Raw genomic sequence first — 17,047 nt, 5'->3', positions numbered from 1 at the left:
TCCGTATCACCGATGTTGATTAGCGCTCGCGACCTGATTGGCCGTGCGCATGACAGAAGAAAGATCGGCATCATCCCAGGCTTCTTTTGACAGACCCTTTATGCGGAACGTCCTGCTCTCGCCCGGCATCAGGCTGACCAGCATGTCGTCGACCTCGGCATCCGGGTTGATCCGGTCGGGAAACAGGCAGAGATCGCGCAGGAAGGTCTGTGCCGTGACCGTGACGGCTATGCCGTCTGCGGTTGGCGCGGCCTCTATTTCGAAACGCGGCTGCGGATATTGCAGCTCCATATCCTTTTCGAAGAACCACCAGGCGTCGGAATCGCCGAGGCGGGCGCGTAAAAACTCCCGCTGGGGATCGCCGGGTGTCGCCACATCCTTGGGGATCGATATCTCCGCATTTTCGAAGCGGTCGCAGAGGATGCGCCAGACGGAATGACGAGCGAGAAGCTTGCCGTTGAAGTCGAAACGCTCGACGGTGAACGGCACGCGCCAGAACAGGGTGGCATCGTTGACGGCGATGGCGGCGAGACCATCGCCGCGCGGCTGGATGGTGAGGAGATGCGGGGCGTAGCTGTTGCGCAGTGCGTACCAGAGCGGCTTCTTCCGCCCGCCGCCATCGATCGCTGCCCAGGAGGTCACCGGCCAGCAATCATTGAGCTGCCAGACGATCGCGCCCATGCAGGTGGGGCGATGCGAGCGCATGTGGTCGACACCGAAGCTGATGGCGCGGGCCTGATTGAGTTGGGTAACGAAGAGCCAGTCGTCGAAGTTTTCCGGCGCGGGGAACCAGCCCTCCAAACCCTTCAGCAGCTTGTTGTTGCCGGTCGTGGCCTTCTGGTGATGCAAAACACCGGGCGAGGCGGGCGCGCGATTTTTCTCCCGCACGGATCCGGCAAGCGTCCCGTAGGTCGGAGGCGCCTGCCAGCCGAATTCGGAGCAGAAACGTGGGATATAGTTGCGGTAGGTCTCGTAGCCGACCTCGTTCCAGACATCCCAAATGTGCTTGCAGCCATGCTCGTCGGCATTCGGTGCGATATCCATCGAGCCGGAATAGGGACTGCCGGGCCAATAGGGCCGCGTCGGGTCGATCTCGGCGACGAGTTTGGGCAGGAGGTCGAGATAGTAGCCGGCGCCCCAGGGGCGGTTGGCGAGCACATCCTGCCAGCCCCAGTCGAAATAGCCCCAGATATTCTCGTTGTTGCCGTTCCAGAGCACCAGCGAGGGATAGGGCATCAGCCGGGTGATCGCCTCGCGGGCTTCCGCCTCGATCTCGCTGTAGACCGGCTCGTCTTCAGGGTAGGCGGCGCAGGCAAAGAGGAAGTCCTGCCAGACCATGATGCCCGCCGCGTCGCATTCCTCGTAGAAGGTATCGGTCTCGTAGATGCCGCCGCCCCAGACGCGCAGGATATTCATATTGGCGTCTCGGGCCTGGGCAATCCGCTCGCGATAGCGCTCCCGCGTCACGCGCGGCAGGAAGCAATCGTCCGGGATCCAGTTGGCGCCACGCGCAAAGACCGGCACGTCGTTGACGACGAGAGTGAAGGCAGAGCCGATTTCATCGGGCGTTGTGTCGAGCCGCACCGAGCGGAAGCCGACGCGCCGTTGCCAGCGATCCAGCACCGCGCCGTCAGACCCCAGAAGCTGGAGGTCAAGATCGTAGAGCGGCTGGTCGCCAAGCCCATGCGGCCACCAGACCTGAGGATTATCGACCCGGCATTCCACCAGCGTATGCGTTTCGCCCTGTGCGATGCGCACCTCGGATCGCTTGCCGCCGACCGACATTACAAGCGCCGCGCTGTCCATGCCCTCGGCAGCCCATTCGATCTCGACGCGCACACGGGCGACGCCGTCGCCGCCTTGCAGGGTGATTTCCGGGCGAACGGTGCCCAAACGCGCCTTCGTCCAGCTCTCGATGGCGACCGGCTTCCATATGCCGGCGGTAACGACGGTCGGGCCCCAGTCCCAGCCGAAATTGCAGGCCATCTTGCGGATGAGGTTGCTGGGGCCGGGATAGTTGGCGGGGATGTCGGCGGCGGTGCCGAGTGCGGCGCGCACGGCCTCGCCATGGACATAGGCGGACTCGAAATCGATGATCAGCTCGTTGCGGCCGTCCTTGAGTTTCTCACGAATATCGAAACGGTAGCTGCGGTGCATGTTGCGCGTCTCGCCGAGCAAGGTGCCATTTAGCTCTACGCGTGCCGCCGTGTCGAGGCCAAGGCAGGAGAGATCGACCTGATCCGCGTCATCGCTATCCCAGTTGAAGGCCATACGGTAGCGCCAGGCCGAGCGGCCTATCCAGTCCTGGGAGATCTCGTTGACATCGAGATAGGGGTTCGTGATCAGTCGGGCGGACAGGAGATCGGTGTGCACATTGCCCGGCACGGTGGCCGGGATCGTTGTGGGCAGGGAGGGGGCGGTGGAGGGTGCGCGGAGGCGGGAGAGGGTCCAGCCGGTGTCGAGTGCTAGTGTCTTCATGCTTGTCGGTCCGTCATGAGATGGATTGTGTCAAATCTGCCGCGGCTCTTTGGATGGCTGGATGAACTGCAATCCGGCGTTAAGATGACGGTTCATGTGATAGGCGTAGGCAATGCGGTCGCGTTGCTTCAGTGCGGCGATGATGTCGCGATGGTCGTCATAAGCGTTGTCGACGGCGGCGCGGGAGCGTTTTCCCGCCTCCATCAGACGCTGCAACAATGGCTGCAGAATGCCATAGACTTGTGACACCGTCTGATTGCCGGCAAGGCCCACCAGTGTGGCGTGGAACTTGAAGTCGAATGCGGCGGCATCCGATAGGTCCGGTGCCAGCTTCATGGCGTCGTTGATCGTCTCCAGCCGGGCAATGCCGGCATCGTCGATATGTTCGAACAGGAGATCGGAGAGATTGACTTCGATCAGCCGGCGAAAACCCTGGATGTCGAGAAAGCTTTCGGCGGAAATATCGAGCGCGAAGGAGAACTGCTCCATCAGTGCCTGCTGACGCCGGTCCGTGATGACGGCCCCGACCTTCTGCCTGCTTTCGACGATGCCGTATGCTTTCAATATGCGGATCGCTTCGCGCACGGTGTTGCGGCTGCTGTTGAACATCGCCGCCAACTCGATTTCCGAGGGAAGGGCGTCGCCGAGGCCGAGATTGCGCTCGCGCATCAGCCGACGAAGCGCATCGACCACCTGGTCCACCGCCGATCCCTTGTCCCCGACCTCTGCGGTTTCCGTCGCCATGCGTCCTCCATCTCGAAGAAGATATTGTTGGTCAATAAGAGATGTCAAGCGGGATAGAGGTAGCAATGGAATGGACAATCTAGGATCTGGCATTATGTTGACCAACAAATCAGGGAGATATCACATGGAGAGTTGCTGGCGCTGGTTCGGGCCTAAAGATCTCGTTCCACTCATTCACGCCCGTCAGGGCGGAGCAACAGGTGTCGTCACGGCGCTGCATGAAGTCTCCCATTCCCGTACATGGACACCGGAAGAGATTGAGGCGCGCAAGGTCCTGGTGGATGCCGCCGGCATGCGCTGGAGCGTCTGTGAATCGATCCCGATCCCGAGCGCCATCAAGCTCGGCGGCGCTGGCGCTGCGAAGGCAATCGACGTCTGGAAGGACACGCTGGTCAATCTCGCCCGCTCCGGCATCAACACGATCTGCTACAATTTCATGCCTGTGGTCGACTGGACGCGCACGGACCTGCGTTTCGAGATGCCGACAACGGCGCTGGCACTTCGGTTCGACATGGTGGAGTTCGTCGCCTACGACGCCTTCGTTCTGCGCCGGAAAGGTGCCGAGGCGAGCTACACGCCGGCGCTTGTGCAGCGCGCCGAGAAGCGGTTGGCGGAGCTCTCCGAAGAAGCGGTTCGGCGCCTCGAAAGCAATATCATCGCCGGACTTCCCGGCGGCGAGGACAGCTATGGCCGGGAGGCCATTCGCGCCGAGATCGATTCCTTCGATGGAGTGACGGCCGACGATCTACGGGCGAACCTCGACAGATTTCTGCGTGAAGTCGTCCCCGTGGCGGCGGAGGTCGGTGCACGGCTTGCCATCCATCCCGACGATCCGCCGATTTCACTGTTCGGCCTGCCGCGCGTGGTTTCGACGGCTGAGGATCTACGCCGCATCGTCGCCAGTGTCGATCATCCGGCCAACGGCCTGACGCTTTGCGTCGGCTCCCTCGGCTCGCGCGCCGACAACGACGTGCTTGCCATTGCCCGCGAATTCGCGCCGCGCATCAATTTCGCCCATTTGCGCGACGTGGCGATCGAGCCGGACGGTTCCTTCGTCGAAGCGTCCCATCTCGAGGGCCGCAGCGATATGTATGCCATCCTGCGCACGCTTCTGGCGGAAGAGGCCCGGCGTCGGGCCGAGGGGCGGGCAGATCATCTGATCCCGATGCGCCCCGATCATGGCCATCTAATCGGCGACGATGTCGATAAGCCGACCAATCCTGGCTACTCCCTGATCGGGCGCCTGAAGGGGTTGGCGGAACTGCATGGGGTGATCCACGCCATCGGCAAGACGGATGAGTTCTCGCGGCATTGGAGACGCTTCTAGAGATCGGGAGATTGATAATCGCGCCTTCAGTTATCAAAAAGGCAAGCGCGATTTGTGCGGCGGCGAATAGTCAATAAAATGAAGCGGATTGTTGCGTATTTGATGGGCTTTTGCTTAAAGTTTAATCTGTCTACCATTTTGATTTTGTTTAACTTTCTTCGCTATAGCTATTTGCTTCCGTATCGTTTCAACGCAAATTGGCTAGGTTGATCCGCACATGAACTCCGTTTGGCCCGACACTCCGAACGATGATTTTCGGTCGCTGTTCGAGACGCATCCCTCGCCGATGTGGGTCTATGATTCCAAGACGCTGAAATTCCACATCGTCAACGATGCCGCGCGTCAGCTTTATGGCTATAGCCATGAAGATTATGCCGGCATGACCGTTCTCGACATTCGCCCGTATGGGGAGCGCGAACGGATGCGCAATGCCATCCAGTGCCGGACGGATGTGGAGAGAGCAGAGCGTTGGACCCATCTCAAGGCGGATGGCCAGACATTCGAGGTCCTGACCTACGGGCGCGAAATCCGTTTCGACGGCAAGGAAGCGATTCTGGCGATCGTCCAGGACCGCACGGAGGTCAATGCCGCACACCGGCAGGTCACCGATACCCGATCGCTGCTCGACAGCATCGTCGACAATCTGCCCGTCGGCGTTTTCGTCAAGGACATGGCGGAGGAGGGCCGCTACATCCTGTTCAACGAGGCCTGCGCGGCGGCCATGGGGCGTCCGGCGAAAGATGTTGTCGGTAAGAACGACCAGGCGGTTTTTCATGAGGAGCAGATCGCGGCCTTTCGTCAGCAGGATGAACGCGCATTCGAAACGGCTTCGACCATCAATTTCGAAGAAACAATCCGGGGTATGGATGGCGTCACGCGCATCCTGAGAACGGCGAAGCGGGCGCTGCCTGCGCCGAAGGGCGAAGCGCCACGCTATCTTCTCGGCATTTCCCAGGATGTTACCGAGGAACGCGGCGTCGAGGCCAAGCTTGCGCATCTCGCCATGCATGATTCCCTGACCGGTCTTCCGAACCGGGCCTTCTTTTCCGAAAGTATCGTCCGGCAGGTGGCTGCCGCCACTCCGGAAACGCCGATCGCGCTGCTCTACATCGATATCGATCATTTCAAGCACATCAACGACAGCAAGGGGCATGCCGCCGGCGACACGCTTCTGCGTCAGGTCGCGGAGCGGCTTCTGCGGCTTGCCGAGAAAAGCGATCTTGTCGCCCGGCTTGGCGGCGACGAATTCGCGCTGGTGCTGAGGATGACCGATGCCGACCGGGCACAGCGCTTTGCCGACCTGCTGCTGCTGTCGCTCGCGGCCCCCTTCGACCTGGATGGCGTGCGCGAGCATGTCACCTGCAGCATCGGTATCGCGATGGCGCCGGACCATGCGGAGGATGCCGACGTCCTGATGCGCGACGCGGACCTGGCGCTTTACGCGGCCAAGGGCAGCGGCCGGTCGACCTATCGTTTTTACCAGACCGAGATGCGGCTTGAGGCCGAGCGGCGCCATCAACTCACCGTCGAGCTTCGCGAAGCACTGCAGAACGATGAATTTGAGCTTTATTACCAGCCGATCATCCGGCTGGACAATGACGGCCTGTCCGGTTTCGAAGCGCTGATCCGCTGGCGGCATCCGGAGCGTGGACTGATTGCGCCGATGGAGTTCATCCCCGTTGCCGAGGAAACCGGCATGATCGTGCCGATCGGCGAATGGGTGTTGCGGGAGGCTTGCCGTACCGCCGCGCGATGGCCGAGCGACCTGAAGATCGCCGTCAATCTGTCCGTCTATCAATTCCGGCATACAGGTCTGCTCGCCACCATCGTTTCAGTGCTCGATGAGACCGGACTTCGTCCTGAACGGCTGGAAATCGAAATCACCGAATCCGTCCTGCTCTCCGAGGTCGAGCAGAGCCTGCAATTGCTGCGCGCCTTGAAGGAGCTCGGCATCCGCATCGCCATCGACGATTTCGGCACGGGCTATTCGTCATTGAGCTATCTGCGTTCCTTCGCCTTCGACAAGATCAAGCTCGATCGCAGCTTCGTTGCCGGCATCGAGACCGATCCCGGCAATCTCGCCATCGTCCGCGCCGTCGTCGGCATCGCCTCCGGATTCAATGCCATGACGTTGGCCGAAGGCATTGAAACGGAAGAGCAGCTGGGGAAACTGCGGGCCGAGGGCTACAGCGAAGTCCAGGGTTTCCTGCTCGGACGGCCCATGCCGCGACAGGATGCGGAGGCGCTGATCTTTGGTGAAAAGCGCCCCGTGAAGCGGGTTTCATCGCTTTGAGGTGACGGGAACGAAGACGTTCCAGCGTTTTTCCCAACTGCCGTCGATCGTCCTGCCGCAGAACACCGCGACATTCGGTGCGGACAGGCCATAGGTTTTGGGAACCCACTTGACCGTTAGCGGAACGGCGCATCGGGGTACCTGAATCTTCAGGTTTGGGTCAAGCGCCTCCCAATGCGTATCGCGAGACAGATTTTCCCTGGCGATGAATTGTCTCGCCTCTTCCCGGATCTCGAACAGGCCGTGCTTCACGCCGTTCGTCCTGTCGTCCTCTATGCCACGATAGGCGGCTTCGGATGCCGAACAATTATGGGCCGCGACAGCCGGCAGGCATACGAGGAGTAAAGCTATTCGCCATCGGTGCATATGCCTCTCGCCTTTCATTCGGATGCAATGTGTTCTGCCACGAAATGATAAAATGGAAAATATTTGGCTTCGCCTGTCGGGAAACGTGATCGGCCATCGTCCTTGGGGCAGCCCGCCGACGGGCGCAACGTTCAAACCTGTTCCGAGGAGACGATCATGACCGATACAGAACAATCACCCCAGCCCAATATCCCGGCCAAGGGTGGCCTGGTGACCTATGTGATGGTGGATGGCGCCGTAAAGGCCGCCGAATTCTATGAACGTGCCTTCGGAGCCGAGCGTGCCTTCATGTATCCGGCCGATGAGCAGGGCCGGACGATGCACATCCATCTCTATGTCAACGGCAGCTCGCTGATGCTGGGCGATTTCTATCCCGAACATGGTTTTGGAGTGGAAAAGCCGCAGGCCTTCTCGCTGCAACTGCTTGTCGACGATCTCGATCCCTGGTGGGCGCGTGCCGTCCAGGCCGGAGCGGAAGTCGTCATGGAACCGCAGGTGATGTTCTGGGGCGATCTTTGGGGCCAGCTTCGCGATCCCTTCGGCGTCACCTGGGCGATCAATGCACCTGTAAAGGCATAATCCCTCTTTCCGATCATTCAGCGAGCAGAGCTTGCGTCAACGGATGCGCCGGATCGGCAAGGCCGTCCAAGATGGTGAAATGATTCCGGTCCGGCTCGACGACGGTTGCCGTCGCCGCGCCGAGACCGGTCCAGATATTGGCCAGCAGGGCGCTTTGACGGACGAATTCGGAGCGCTCCGCGCCGCCGACCCAGCAGGTGAGGCGGATATTGTTCACCGGCTCCAGCAGCGCCGGACTCTCGGCCATGGCTTCCGCCGCGTCGATACGTAGCTGCTGGTTCATCGCCCGCTTCATGATCGGGCGCAGATCGTGAAGTCCGGAAATGGAAACCACATGGCTGATACGGGCACGGACCGAAGTGGGAAGCGGCGAGGTGGTGGTGACCATGCGGGCCACAAGTTGGCCGCCGGCGGAATGTCCGGCCAGTATCAACGGACCATTGACCATCTCGGCAGCCTTGCCGATTGCGGCCGCGATCTCTTCCCCGATACCGCTGATGCGAATGTCCGGGCAAAGTGTGTAGGAGGGAAAAGCGACCGCGTAGCCGTTGGCGACCGCGCCGGCCGCCATATGCGACCAATAGCTCTTATCCAGCTCCAGCCAGTAGCCGCCATGGATGAAGATAACCAATCCCTTCGGCTTCTCGGGCGGGAGGAAAAGGTCGAAGCGATTGCGCGTGCGTGGCCCGTAGGCAAGGTCGAGCTTGGCTCGCCCGTTGGCCGCCAGGCTATCGCGGAAGGCCTGTGCGGGCCCCGCCCAGGCCGCCGGCCAGCGGTCTCCATCAACGACATAGGCGCCGTTGGTATAGGCAACGTCCCAATCGGTGATCCTGAAATAGCTCATTGCCCGATCTCCCGGTTCTTGCGAAGGCCTATCCGATATCAGGTCACGGCGGAGCGCACGGCAAAGCGTGCGTCCTGCCATGATCCGCTGCTCAGAATATCTTCCAGCACACCGGCTGCCTGCCAGACATCGCGGTAGCTGACGTAAAGCGGCGTGAAGCCGAAGCGCAGGGTCGAAGGCGCACGGAAATCGCCAATGACGCCGCACTCGATCAAGGCCTGCATCACTTCATAGCCGTGGTCATGGGTGAAGGAGACCTGGCTGCCGCGTTGTTCGCTGTCGCGCGTGGTGTCCAGCACGACGCCATATTGGCCGCATTTGGCTTCGACCAAGCGGATAAAGAGATCGCTGAGCGCGATGCTCTTCTGGCGCAGCATATCCAGATCGACCTCGTCCCAGATGCCAAGCGCGCCTTTCAGCGCCCGCAGCGACAGGACCGGCGGCGTTCCACAAAGAAAGCGCTTGATGCCATCGCCCTCGGCAAAACCCTGCTCGAAGGCGAAAGGCCGGGCATGGCTCCACCAGCCGCTGAGCGGCTGGACGATTGAGGCATGATGGCGGTGCGCGGCATAAATGAAGGCCGGCGCGCCGGGGCCGCCGTTCAGATATTTATAGGTGCAGCCGACCGCGAAATCGGCATTGGCGCCGTCGAGATCGACGGGCAATGCGCCGGCGCTGTGGCAGAGATCCCAGATGACCAGCGCGCCGGCCTCGTGGATCCGGCGCGTCAGCGCCGCCATGTCGCGCAGCGCGCCGGTCTTGTAGTTGACGTGGTTGACGAGGACGACGGCGGTCTGGTTGTCGATCAGGCTCTCGATATCGTCGGCATCCCGGCCTTCGAGGCGAAGCGTGGTGCCCGGCCGTGTGGAAGTGACACCTTCCGCCATGTAGAGGTCAGTCGGGAAACTATCGCCTTCGGCAACGATGATGTTACGGTCGAGGCGCATCGCTAAGGCCGCATGCAGGGCCTTGTAGATATTGATCGACGTGGAGTCGGCGACCACGGTCTGGCCGGGTGCGGCGCCGATCAGCCGGCCGATGCGGTCGCCGAGTTCGAGCGGCAGCTGGAACCAGCCGGCGCTATTCCAGCTGCGAATGAGACCGTTGCCCCATTCCTCCATCATCGCCTGCTTGAGTTCCGTGAAGACATCATGCGAGGCAGCGCCGAGAGAGTTGCCGTCGAGATAGATGACGCCGTGGGGCAGGGCGAAGCGACTGCGAAAGAAGCGCAGCGGATCGGCCTCGTCCATGGCCTCGATGGCGGCGAGATCGGGAAGGCTGTCCATGGTATCGGCCTCTTTATTCGCGAATGGTTTCCCTGGAGGGCGCACCGCCACGGCTGCGGCGGATGCTCGGCAGCGCCAGCATGATGAGTACGAACAGGCCGGTGGCGAGCTTCAGGTTCGACGGCGGCAGGCCAGCGGCAAGGCACAGCGACACGAGCTGGTAATAGATGATCGAGCCGACAAAGGGCGCGAGCAGCTGTCGCAACACAGTCTGCTTGCCGGTGAAAGCCTCGCCGATCATCAGCGCGGCCAGGCCGTTAATGAGGATGCCGATGCCCATGTTCACATCGGCAAAGCCCTGCGACTGCACCATCAGCGCCCCGCTGGTGGCGGAAAAGGCGCTTGCGAGACCGACGCCGCCGATGGTCGCGGCCCAGACATTGATGCCCTGCGCCTCGGCCATATCGGGATTGGCGCCGACGGCGCGCATCGCCGTGCCCTTCTCCGTCTTGAAATAGAGGTTGAGGGCAATCAGGACGATGAGGGCGATCAGGCCGGCAATGACGATCTTGCTCGCCGGAAAGCCCGGCTGCGTCAGGGGCACCCAGTCGAAGACGGTCGGCGCGCCGAAGACCGAGAGGTTCGACTTACCCATGATGCCGAGGTTGATGCTGTAGAGCATGGTCGACATCAGGATGCCGGCGAGCAGCGTGTGGATGCGGAAGCGTAGATGAATGAAGGCTGTGCAGCAGCCGGCCGCAAGCCCGATGGCGAAAGAAGCAGCGATCGCGAGCGGCGGCGTCACGCCTGCCGCAAGCAGGATGCCGCAGATGCAGCCGCCGAGCGGAAAGGCGCCTTCGCTGGTCAGATCCGGAAAGCTCAGCATGCGGAAGGGGATCATGATGCCGAGCACGACGAAGCTCAGGATGAAACTCTGCGCCAGCGTGACCGGGATCAGCGAGATGAAGCTTGAAACGGTTGTCTGAATGAAATCCATGATATCAGCTCACCAGCAGCATGCGGTCGGTCTTGACGGCGAAATGACCGATCAGCTCGGGCACGGTGATCCGACGTTTTCCCTCGCCGGTGATTTCGAGATGAACGCGGCCGGCGTCGAGCATGATGATGCTGTCGCCGAAATCGACGGCGTGCTGCATGTTGTGTGTCACCATCAGGGTGGTCAGCTTCAGCGCCTCGACGGTGCGCACAGTCGCTTGCATGACGATATCGGCGGTGCGCGGATCAAGTGCCGCGGTATGTTCGTCGAGCAACAGGACATCCGGCGAACCGCCGACGGCCATGATCAGCGACAGCGATTGCCGCTGGCCGCCGGAGAGCAGCTCCACCTTCGTATCCAGCCGGCTCTCCAGGCCGAGGCCGAGAACCGACAGCCGTTCCCTATAGGTGGCAAGCCGGGATGCGTTGAGACCCGGGCGCAGGGCGCGCTTCTTACCGCGCAATTCGGCGAGCAGCATGTTTTCGGCAACCGTCATGCTGGCGGCGGTGCCCTTCATCGGGTCCTGGAAGACGCGGGCGAGCCGCGCGGCGCGCTTGTGCACCGGCGAGCCGGTAACGTCGTCGCCATTGATGATGATCTGGCCGGAATCGAGGCTGAGCGCGCCGGAAATGGCATTGAGCATGCTGCTCTTGCCAGCGCCGTTCGAGCCGATGACCACGCCGAATTCGCCGCTCTTCAGCGACAGGGCGAGGCCGTCGAGCGCGACCTTCTCGTCCGGCAGTCCCTTATAGAAAACCTTGCGCGCGGATTTGATGTCCAGCATCCGTGCCTCCTTGAAAAAATGGCGGCGTTGGCCACGCCGCCATATCTGCTGAATTGTCTGTCGAAGATGCCGCTTGTCAGTTGACGAAGCAATTGCAATCGGCAAGCCCGGCCGGCACCTCGGCGCCGAAGGCCTTCAGAACCGTCTTGTTGATCAGCGGCGCATGGTCGGCATAGGCCGGGCGCACCGGAGCAATCGTCTTCGGATCTGTGCCCTTCAGGATCTGCGCGGCGATCTTGCCGGCATTTTCGCCGACCTGCTCGTAATTGACCGCGAAGCTTGCCGGTACGATGCCGCTGCGAACGGCGGCGTCATCTGAATTGACGATCGGGATCTGTGCCTGGCGGGCGGCCGCGGAAACGGCGGTGATTGCCGGCTGCAGCAGGTTGGAGGCGGGCGTGTAGATCACGTCGGCCTTGCCGGCCAGCGATGCGATGCGCTGCTGGATGTCGTTGACGCTGTCGACGCCGACGGGAACGACTTCGAAGCCAGCAGCCGGGGCTGCCTCCTTGACCTTATCGAGAAGGGCGACGTCGTTGGCTTCGCCCGGATTGTAGGGCACGCCGAAGCGCTTGGCGTTCGGCAGCAGCTTCTTGGTGAAGGTCATGATGGCGGCGATATCCTGCAGGTCGGATGCACCGGTGATGCCCTCGTCGCCGGCGTCCCAGGACGGAACCAGCTTGGCGGCAACCGGATCGGTCACGGCCGAGAACACGATCGGGATGCCCGAGCCTGCCAGCGCCTTCTTGGCGATCTGGGAGACCGGCGTGGTGACGGTGTACATCAGCTTGGGGTGCTCGGACTGCAGCTTGGCGATCATCTGCGGCACCAGCGAGGCATCGAAGCTCGTGTTGCTCTCGGTATAAACGACGTCCTTGCCTTCGACGAAGCCATTGTCCGCGAGGGCCTTCTTGAAGCCGGTGATCGAGGCATTGAGCTGCGGGTGTTCGCCGAAATTGGCGATGGCGATCTTGATCGGTTCGGCGGCCGCAGTCGCGACGCTTGCCATGAAGGTGCCCGCGAGGACGAGCCCGGACAGCCATTTGGACGTGGTTTTACGCATGATTTCCCTCCCGGATGTTGTAAGCAGCCGCGTTTAATCGGCCTTGTTGCGGCGGATCATAGCGCCTGCGGTGTCTCTGTCAATTTCCGATATATGATATGCACCATCAGAACCTTTGATATATATTTTTGCGTCAGAGCCGTTTTATATATAATTTCAGGACTCCGACGACCGGGACGAACGTCATGCAGGACAAGGACTCGTTGACCAAGACGGAAGCGGCCTATTGGCTGCTGCGGCGGGATATTCTCAACACGAAACTCAGACCCGGGGCATCGTTGAAACTCAGCGCCCTGCGGGATGCCTATGGCGTCGGCTGGACGCCCTTGCGTGAAGCACTGTCAAGGCTTGAGGCCGAGAAGCTTGTTACCGCCGTCACCAATCGCGGTTTTGCCGTCGCCCCCGTCTCGCGTGCCGAACTGGAAGACCTGATGCGGGCGCGCATGGTCGTCGAACTGCCGTTGCTGCTGGAGTCGATCGAGAAGGGCGGCCCGGACTGGGAATCCGCCGTCGTCACTGCCCACTACCGCCTGTCGCGCTGCAAGATCGTCCCCGATGCAGCTTCCGAGGAGATGGCCGACGAATGGGACGAGAAACATACGGCCTTTCACGCCGCGCTGATCAGCGCGGCATCATCGAACTGGCTGCAACGCTTTCAAAGCACAATTTCCGACCAGCTCCGCCGCCATCACCGTTTCCTGGGCCTGGCGCCAACCCAGCGCGCCGCCGCCGGCCTGACGATCGGTTATGAAAAGGCGGTCGCCGCTTTGCGCGACGCGATGGCGATGGAGCACCACACGGCGCTGATGGATGCGGCGCTCGACCGTGACGTCGAGCGCGCTCGGGCGCTGATGACCGAGCATATCGGCTACACGTTGCAGGTCTATATCCGCGCCGAGGATGAGATCCGGTAGCGCCAAGGTATCCGGTTGTTGTAAATAACTCTATGATATCAATAAGTTATATTGACAGAGAGTGCGATGACGAACGCACCAGCGGCTTTCACCGCTCTGGCGATCATCGCACAGTTCGTGGCCTACGGCCCCGCCGAGGAGCTTCAAGCCTCGGGCGTTGTGTTGGTCATGTCGCTTCACAAAATATCTTGGATTTCATATGCGTACGGCATCAGTCGTGCGATTGCGTGTAATATACACAATATTTCTTGACTCCTTTCCGCGCCTTGAATATGTGTATTTTACATACAAATGAGGTGAGTGGTATGAAGAAACATGAAATCGACGTTTTGATATCTGGCGCAGGCGCTGCGGGTCTTGCTCTCGCGATCGAACTTGCCCGTCGCAACGTGAACTTCCGCTTGATCGAGAAACTGGAAAAGCCGTTTGATGGATCGAGAGGAAAGGGCATCCAGCCCCGAACACTCGAAGTTTTCGCCGACATGGGTATTGTGGACCGTATCGTCGCGGCTGGCGGCGCATATCCTCCCGAACGGAAGTACCGCAGTGACGGCAGTTTCGAGGACAAGGCTGTCTTTGAAACTGTGGCCGCGACGCCCGCAGAGCCGTTCACGACGAGCCTGATGCTCCCGCAATTCCTCACTGAAAGCATCCTTCGCGAGCGCCTGCTGGAGCTTGGTCATCGGCCGGAGTTCGGTCACGAGCTGAACGGCTTTTCGCAGGACGGAGACTGCGTTGTTGCAACGATCGTCAATTCAACTGGTGAAGAGACGGTTCGTGCCCGTTATCTCGTCGGCACCGATGGTGGCAGGAGCTTTGTACGGCATACGCTCGAAATCGGGTTTCCCGGCAAGACGCTCGGCGTACGGGCAATCGTTGCCGATGTCACCGCAACGGGCGTTTCGCGCGATGTCTGGCACCGGTTCAACGAGGGTCTGATGACGAGCCAGATATCTCTGTGCCCGCTCGCTGGCACGGATCTCTTCCAGGTACAGGGGCCGATCCCTCTCGAGGGCGACGTCGATTTATCTGCGGCAGGCTTATCGGCATTGTTTACTGAACGCACCGGACGCGCGGATATCGTGATCCAATCGGTTTTCTGGGCTTCGGCCTACACGATGAACGCACGCCTGGCCGATCGCTATCGTGACGGACGTGTCTTTCTTGCCGGGGATGCGGCCCACACCCATCCGCCGACAGGTGGGCAAGGGCTCAATACGAGTGTTCAGGACGCCTATAATCTCGGATGGAAGCTCGCATCGATCTTGTGCGGAGCGCCAGATGTTTTGCTGGACAGTTATGAAGAAGAGCGTCGCCCTATAGCGGCCAGCATGTTGGGCCTCGCAACGAAATTGCTGGATGCGGCAAAGGCCGGCTCTATGCAGCGTGGACGTGAAGTGCATCAGCTCGACCTTTGCTATCCCACCTCGATCCTTAATTTTGCAGGGCCAGCGCGCGGACTTGGCGTGTCAGCGGGCGACAGGGCACCGGACGCGCCCATTCGAGGATCTTCGGGTCAGCAAAAATGGCTTTTCGATCTGTATCAAGGTAGTCACTGGACGTTGCTCGGCTATGAGGTAGATCGCCTATCTGCGATCGCACCGCGCCCTGGCCTGCATATCCACGCGGTCGGACCGCGGGGCGACATAGTAGATGACCAAGGCCACATCCGGGATGGTTACAACGTCGAAGCCGGCGACTGGGTTCTGGTGCGTCCGGACGGCTATCTGAGCGCAATTGTCCCGTCCGCCGATATCAATATGCTCAAGGCTCATTTGAAACGCGTTGGGCTCGCAGCCCAAAACTGAGGTGACCCAAGCGGGCGGCGCCACACAGCCTTCCCGCCTGTCCCACAGCAATTTTCGCCATGCCAAGAGAAGGGACCGGGGAGGGACTTCCCCCCGCCGTCGCCGAGAATGGTGCCAAAGTATCGCCATCTGGATGACGATATTCGCTCAATGTCATGAGGGGATATTCAAAACGTCATCTGCCAGTCTGCGGATGAGCACGGCGAGACTATGGAGATCCGTATCGTTCCAATCCTTGAGCATTCTCCCCGCAACTTGTTTTCGCGTCGCGTCGATGATGGCCGTCATTTCTTTGCCAGCCGGGGTTATGATGGCCTCGCGGACGCGTCGATCGGTTCCCGCCGATCGACGTTCTATGAGGCCTTGTTCCTCAAGTTTGGGGATCTGCCTACTCACGGTGGAGTGATCGCGCCCCACCAGGTCAGCAAGATCCGTGACGCTGATCGGGCCCTTGCGGGCCACTATGAGGAGCAGGGGAAACAAGGCCCGATCCAGTGAAATTCCGGCTTCCCGGATCATGGCGGCATCGCGTTGCGGACTGTTCATGATCCCGACGATATCGACAAGCGCGCCATGGATAACGACAAAAGGATCATCAATACGTGTATTATGCATGTTTTTGTTGCTCTGGCTATCAACTCTGTTGTATGTGTATTTTACATATAAAAGCACAGCCTCAAACAGAAATCTTCCGCGCTTGGTTGCGGATACGTTCGTGCAGCATCGTCAGCCGCTTCGGTTAGGCGTGTGCGCTCATTACATCCCACTGGAGAAAACATGCAACAATCAGCGCCCTACAAACTTGGCAATCTTCAGCGGAAGCGACGATACACGATAGTCGCTGGCTGCTTTATTGTCGGAGCAAGTCTGCTTGCCATCAAACCGGTTTACGACAACACATATTATGACTTCTCGCTCGAGGTTCTCGGCGTCCTCATGATCCTATGCGGCTTCGGTATCAGATTGTGGTGCACGCTTTATATCGGTGGGAAAAAGAACAAGGACCTGTTGTCCGATGGTCCTTATAGTTTGTGCAGAAATCCGCTTTACGTCGGATCGATCTCGGCCGCAATTGGGATCGGCCTGCAAACAGAGATGCTGACGTTCGGGCTCTTCTGTGGAGCCGCCTGCTGGGTGATCTTCCATGTGGTCGTCAAGCGTGAAGAGAGATATCTTCTCGGCGAATTCGGTGACGCGTACAGACGATATCTCAAAACGACACCGCGTTTCTGGCCAAGGTTTTCCGCTTACAAAGACGATCTAAAAGAACATAGATTTCGGCCCTCTATGCTCTGGAACACATTTCGCGATGGCCTTGTTTTGTTTGCGGCAATTCCAGTGACGGAAGCTATAGAAGCCGCGCATCGGCTAGGCCTGCTTAAAGCAGCTTTCCTTCTGTATTAGCGCTGAGCGAACGATCCGGTCCTTTCGGGTCGACTTGCGCTAGATCAACTATAAGAGCTCCATAAATCGGATTGCCGATCTTAAGCCTCCAAAGCGCGGAGGTTAGCGCGTGCTGATATTAACCGCCGGCACACTTTTTAGCGCGCCGAAGCAGTGAATATTTCGCCTTAGCAGGTTTCGGCTGGGCTTAAACCTGCTAGAACCCTGTCACCCGCGCCCG

Annotated in this window: 15 protein-coding genes; 6 read left to right on the top strand and 9 right to left on the bottom strand. The window is 60.2% G+C overall.

Annotated features, from left to right (window positions below; all coding sequences use genetic code 11):
- Positions 1–6: 6 nt before the first annotated feature.
- Together HB780_RS08925 and HB780_RS08920 are read right to left on the bottom strand one after the other, a co-directional pair.
- Positions 7–2,478 carry a glycoside hydrolase family 2 protein gene (locus HB780_RS08925; protein ID WP_183686988.1) on the bottom strand — a complete coding sequence of 824 codons (2,472 nt, stop codon included), beginning with the start codon at positions 2,476–2,478 and terminating at the stop codon, positions 7–9.
- Positions 2,479–2,508: 30 nt separating this feature from the next.
- Positions 2,509–3,222 carry a FadR/GntR family transcriptional regulator gene (locus tag HB780_RS08920; RefSeq protein WP_183686987.1) on the bottom strand — a complete coding sequence of 238 codons (714 nt, stop codon included), beginning with the start codon at positions 3,220–3,222 and terminating at the stop codon, positions 2,509–2,511.
- A 124-nt stretch (positions 3,223–3,346) separates the two neighbouring features.
- Here HB780_RS08920 and uxuA point away from each other — a divergent pair, with 124 nt between their 5' ends.
- Positions 3,347–4,549 (top strand): mannonate dehydratase, encoded by a 1,203-nt coding sequence (gene uxuA, locus HB780_RS08915; RefSeq protein WP_183686985.1) that lies wholly within the window; start codon positions 3,347–3,349, stop codon positions 4,547–4,549.
- Positions 4,550–4,766: 217 nt separating this feature from the next.
- Positions 4,767–6,842 (top strand): putative bifunctional diguanylate cyclase/phosphodiesterase, encoded by a 2,076-nt coding sequence (locus HB780_RS08910; protein ID WP_183686983.1) that lies wholly within the window; start codon positions 4,767–4,769, stop codon positions 6,840–6,842.
- Here HB780_RS08910 and HB780_RS08905 read toward each other — a convergent pair.
- Positions 6,831–7,094, bottom strand: a complete 264-nt coding sequence (locus HB780_RS08905) for a hypothetical protein (protein WP_286202893.1) — start codon at positions 7,092–7,094, stop codon at positions 6,831–6,833. The genes HB780_RS08910 and HB780_RS08905 overlap by 12 nt on opposite strands.
- 270 nt (positions 7,095–7,364) lie before the next feature.
- On the opposite strand from HB780_RS08905, the gene HB780_RS08900 reads away from it, so the two are divergent.
- Positions 7,365–7,787 (top strand): VOC family protein, encoded by a 423-nt coding sequence (locus HB780_RS08900; protein ID WP_183686981.1) that lies wholly within the window; start codon positions 7,365–7,367, stop codon positions 7,785–7,787.
- Between the two features lie 13 nt (positions 7,788–7,800).
- On the opposite strand, the gene HB780_RS08895 is transcribed toward HB780_RS08900, so the two are convergent.
- From HB780_RS08895 to HB780_RS08875, 5 genes are all read right to left on the bottom strand, one after another.
- Complete coding sequence (locus tag HB780_RS08895; RefSeq protein ID WP_183686979.1) at positions 7,801–8,631, bottom strand: alpha/beta hydrolase; 831 nt, start codon at positions 8,629–8,631, stop codon at positions 7,801–7,803.
- 38 nt (positions 8,632–8,669) lie between these two features.
- Positions 8,670–9,917, bottom strand: coding sequence for a kynureninase (kynU, locus tag HB780_RS08890; protein WP_183686977.1), 1,248 nt, complete (start codon positions 9,915–9,917; stop codon positions 8,670–8,672).
- 13 nt (positions 9,918–9,930) lie between these two features.
- Positions 9,931–10,854: an ABC transporter permease gene (locus tag HB780_RS08885; protein ID WP_183686975.1), complete on the bottom strand. Its 924-nt coding sequence runs from the start codon at positions 10,852–10,854 to the stop codon at positions 9,931–9,933.
- A gap of 4 nt (positions 10,855–10,858) precedes the next feature.
- On the bottom strand, positions 10,859–11,638 hold the full coding sequence (locus HB780_RS08880; RefSeq protein ID WP_183686973.1) for an ABC transporter ATP-binding protein: 780 nt from the start codon (positions 11,636–11,638) through the stop codon (positions 10,859–10,861).
- A 76-nt stretch (positions 11,639–11,714) separates the two neighbouring features.
- Positions 11,715–12,701, bottom strand: a complete 987-nt coding sequence (locus tag HB780_RS08875) for an ABC transporter substrate-binding protein (RefSeq protein ID WP_183686971.1) — start codon at positions 12,699–12,701, stop codon at positions 11,715–11,717.
- A gap of 185 nt (positions 12,702–12,886) precedes the next feature.
- On the opposite strand from HB780_RS08875, the gene HB780_RS08870 reads away from it, so the two are divergent.
- Both HB780_RS08870 and HB780_RS08865 read left to right on the top strand, forming a co-directional pair.
- Complete coding sequence (locus HB780_RS08870; protein WP_183686969.1) at positions 12,887–13,615, top strand: GntR family transcriptional regulator; 729 nt, start codon at positions 12,887–12,889, stop codon at positions 13,613–13,615.
- A gap of 305 nt (positions 13,616–13,920) precedes the next feature.
- Positions 13,921–15,423 carry an FAD-dependent oxidoreductase gene (locus HB780_RS08865; protein WP_183686967.1) on the top strand — a complete coding sequence of 501 codons (1,503 nt, stop codon included), beginning with the start codon at positions 13,921–13,923 and terminating at the stop codon, positions 15,421–15,423.
- A 153-nt stretch (positions 15,424–15,576) separates the two neighbouring features.
- On the opposite strand, the gene HB780_RS08860 is transcribed toward HB780_RS08865, so the two are convergent.
- Positions 15,577–16,038: a MarR family winged helix-turn-helix transcriptional regulator gene (locus HB780_RS08860; RefSeq protein WP_183686965.1), complete on the bottom strand. Its 462-nt coding sequence runs from the start codon at positions 16,036–16,038 to the stop codon at positions 15,577–15,579.
- 162 nt (positions 16,039–16,200) lie between these two features.
- Here HB780_RS08860 and HB780_RS08855 point away from each other — a divergent pair, with 162 nt between their 5' ends.
- Entirely contained in the window at positions 16,201–16,827 is a 627-nt protein-coding gene (locus tag HB780_RS08855) for a methyltransferase family protein (RefSeq protein ID WP_183686963.1), read from the top strand.
- Positions 16,828–17,047 lie beyond the last annotated feature (220 nt).

The organism is Rhizobium lusitanum (genome assembly GCF_014189535.1).
Lineage (GTDB): Bacteria > Pseudomonadota > Alphaproteobacteria > Rhizobiales > Rhizobiaceae > Rhizobium > Rhizobium lusitanum_C.
The sequence above is the reverse complement of the archived record's forward strand: the minus strand, read 5'-3'. Positions and strand labels throughout refer to the sequence as shown.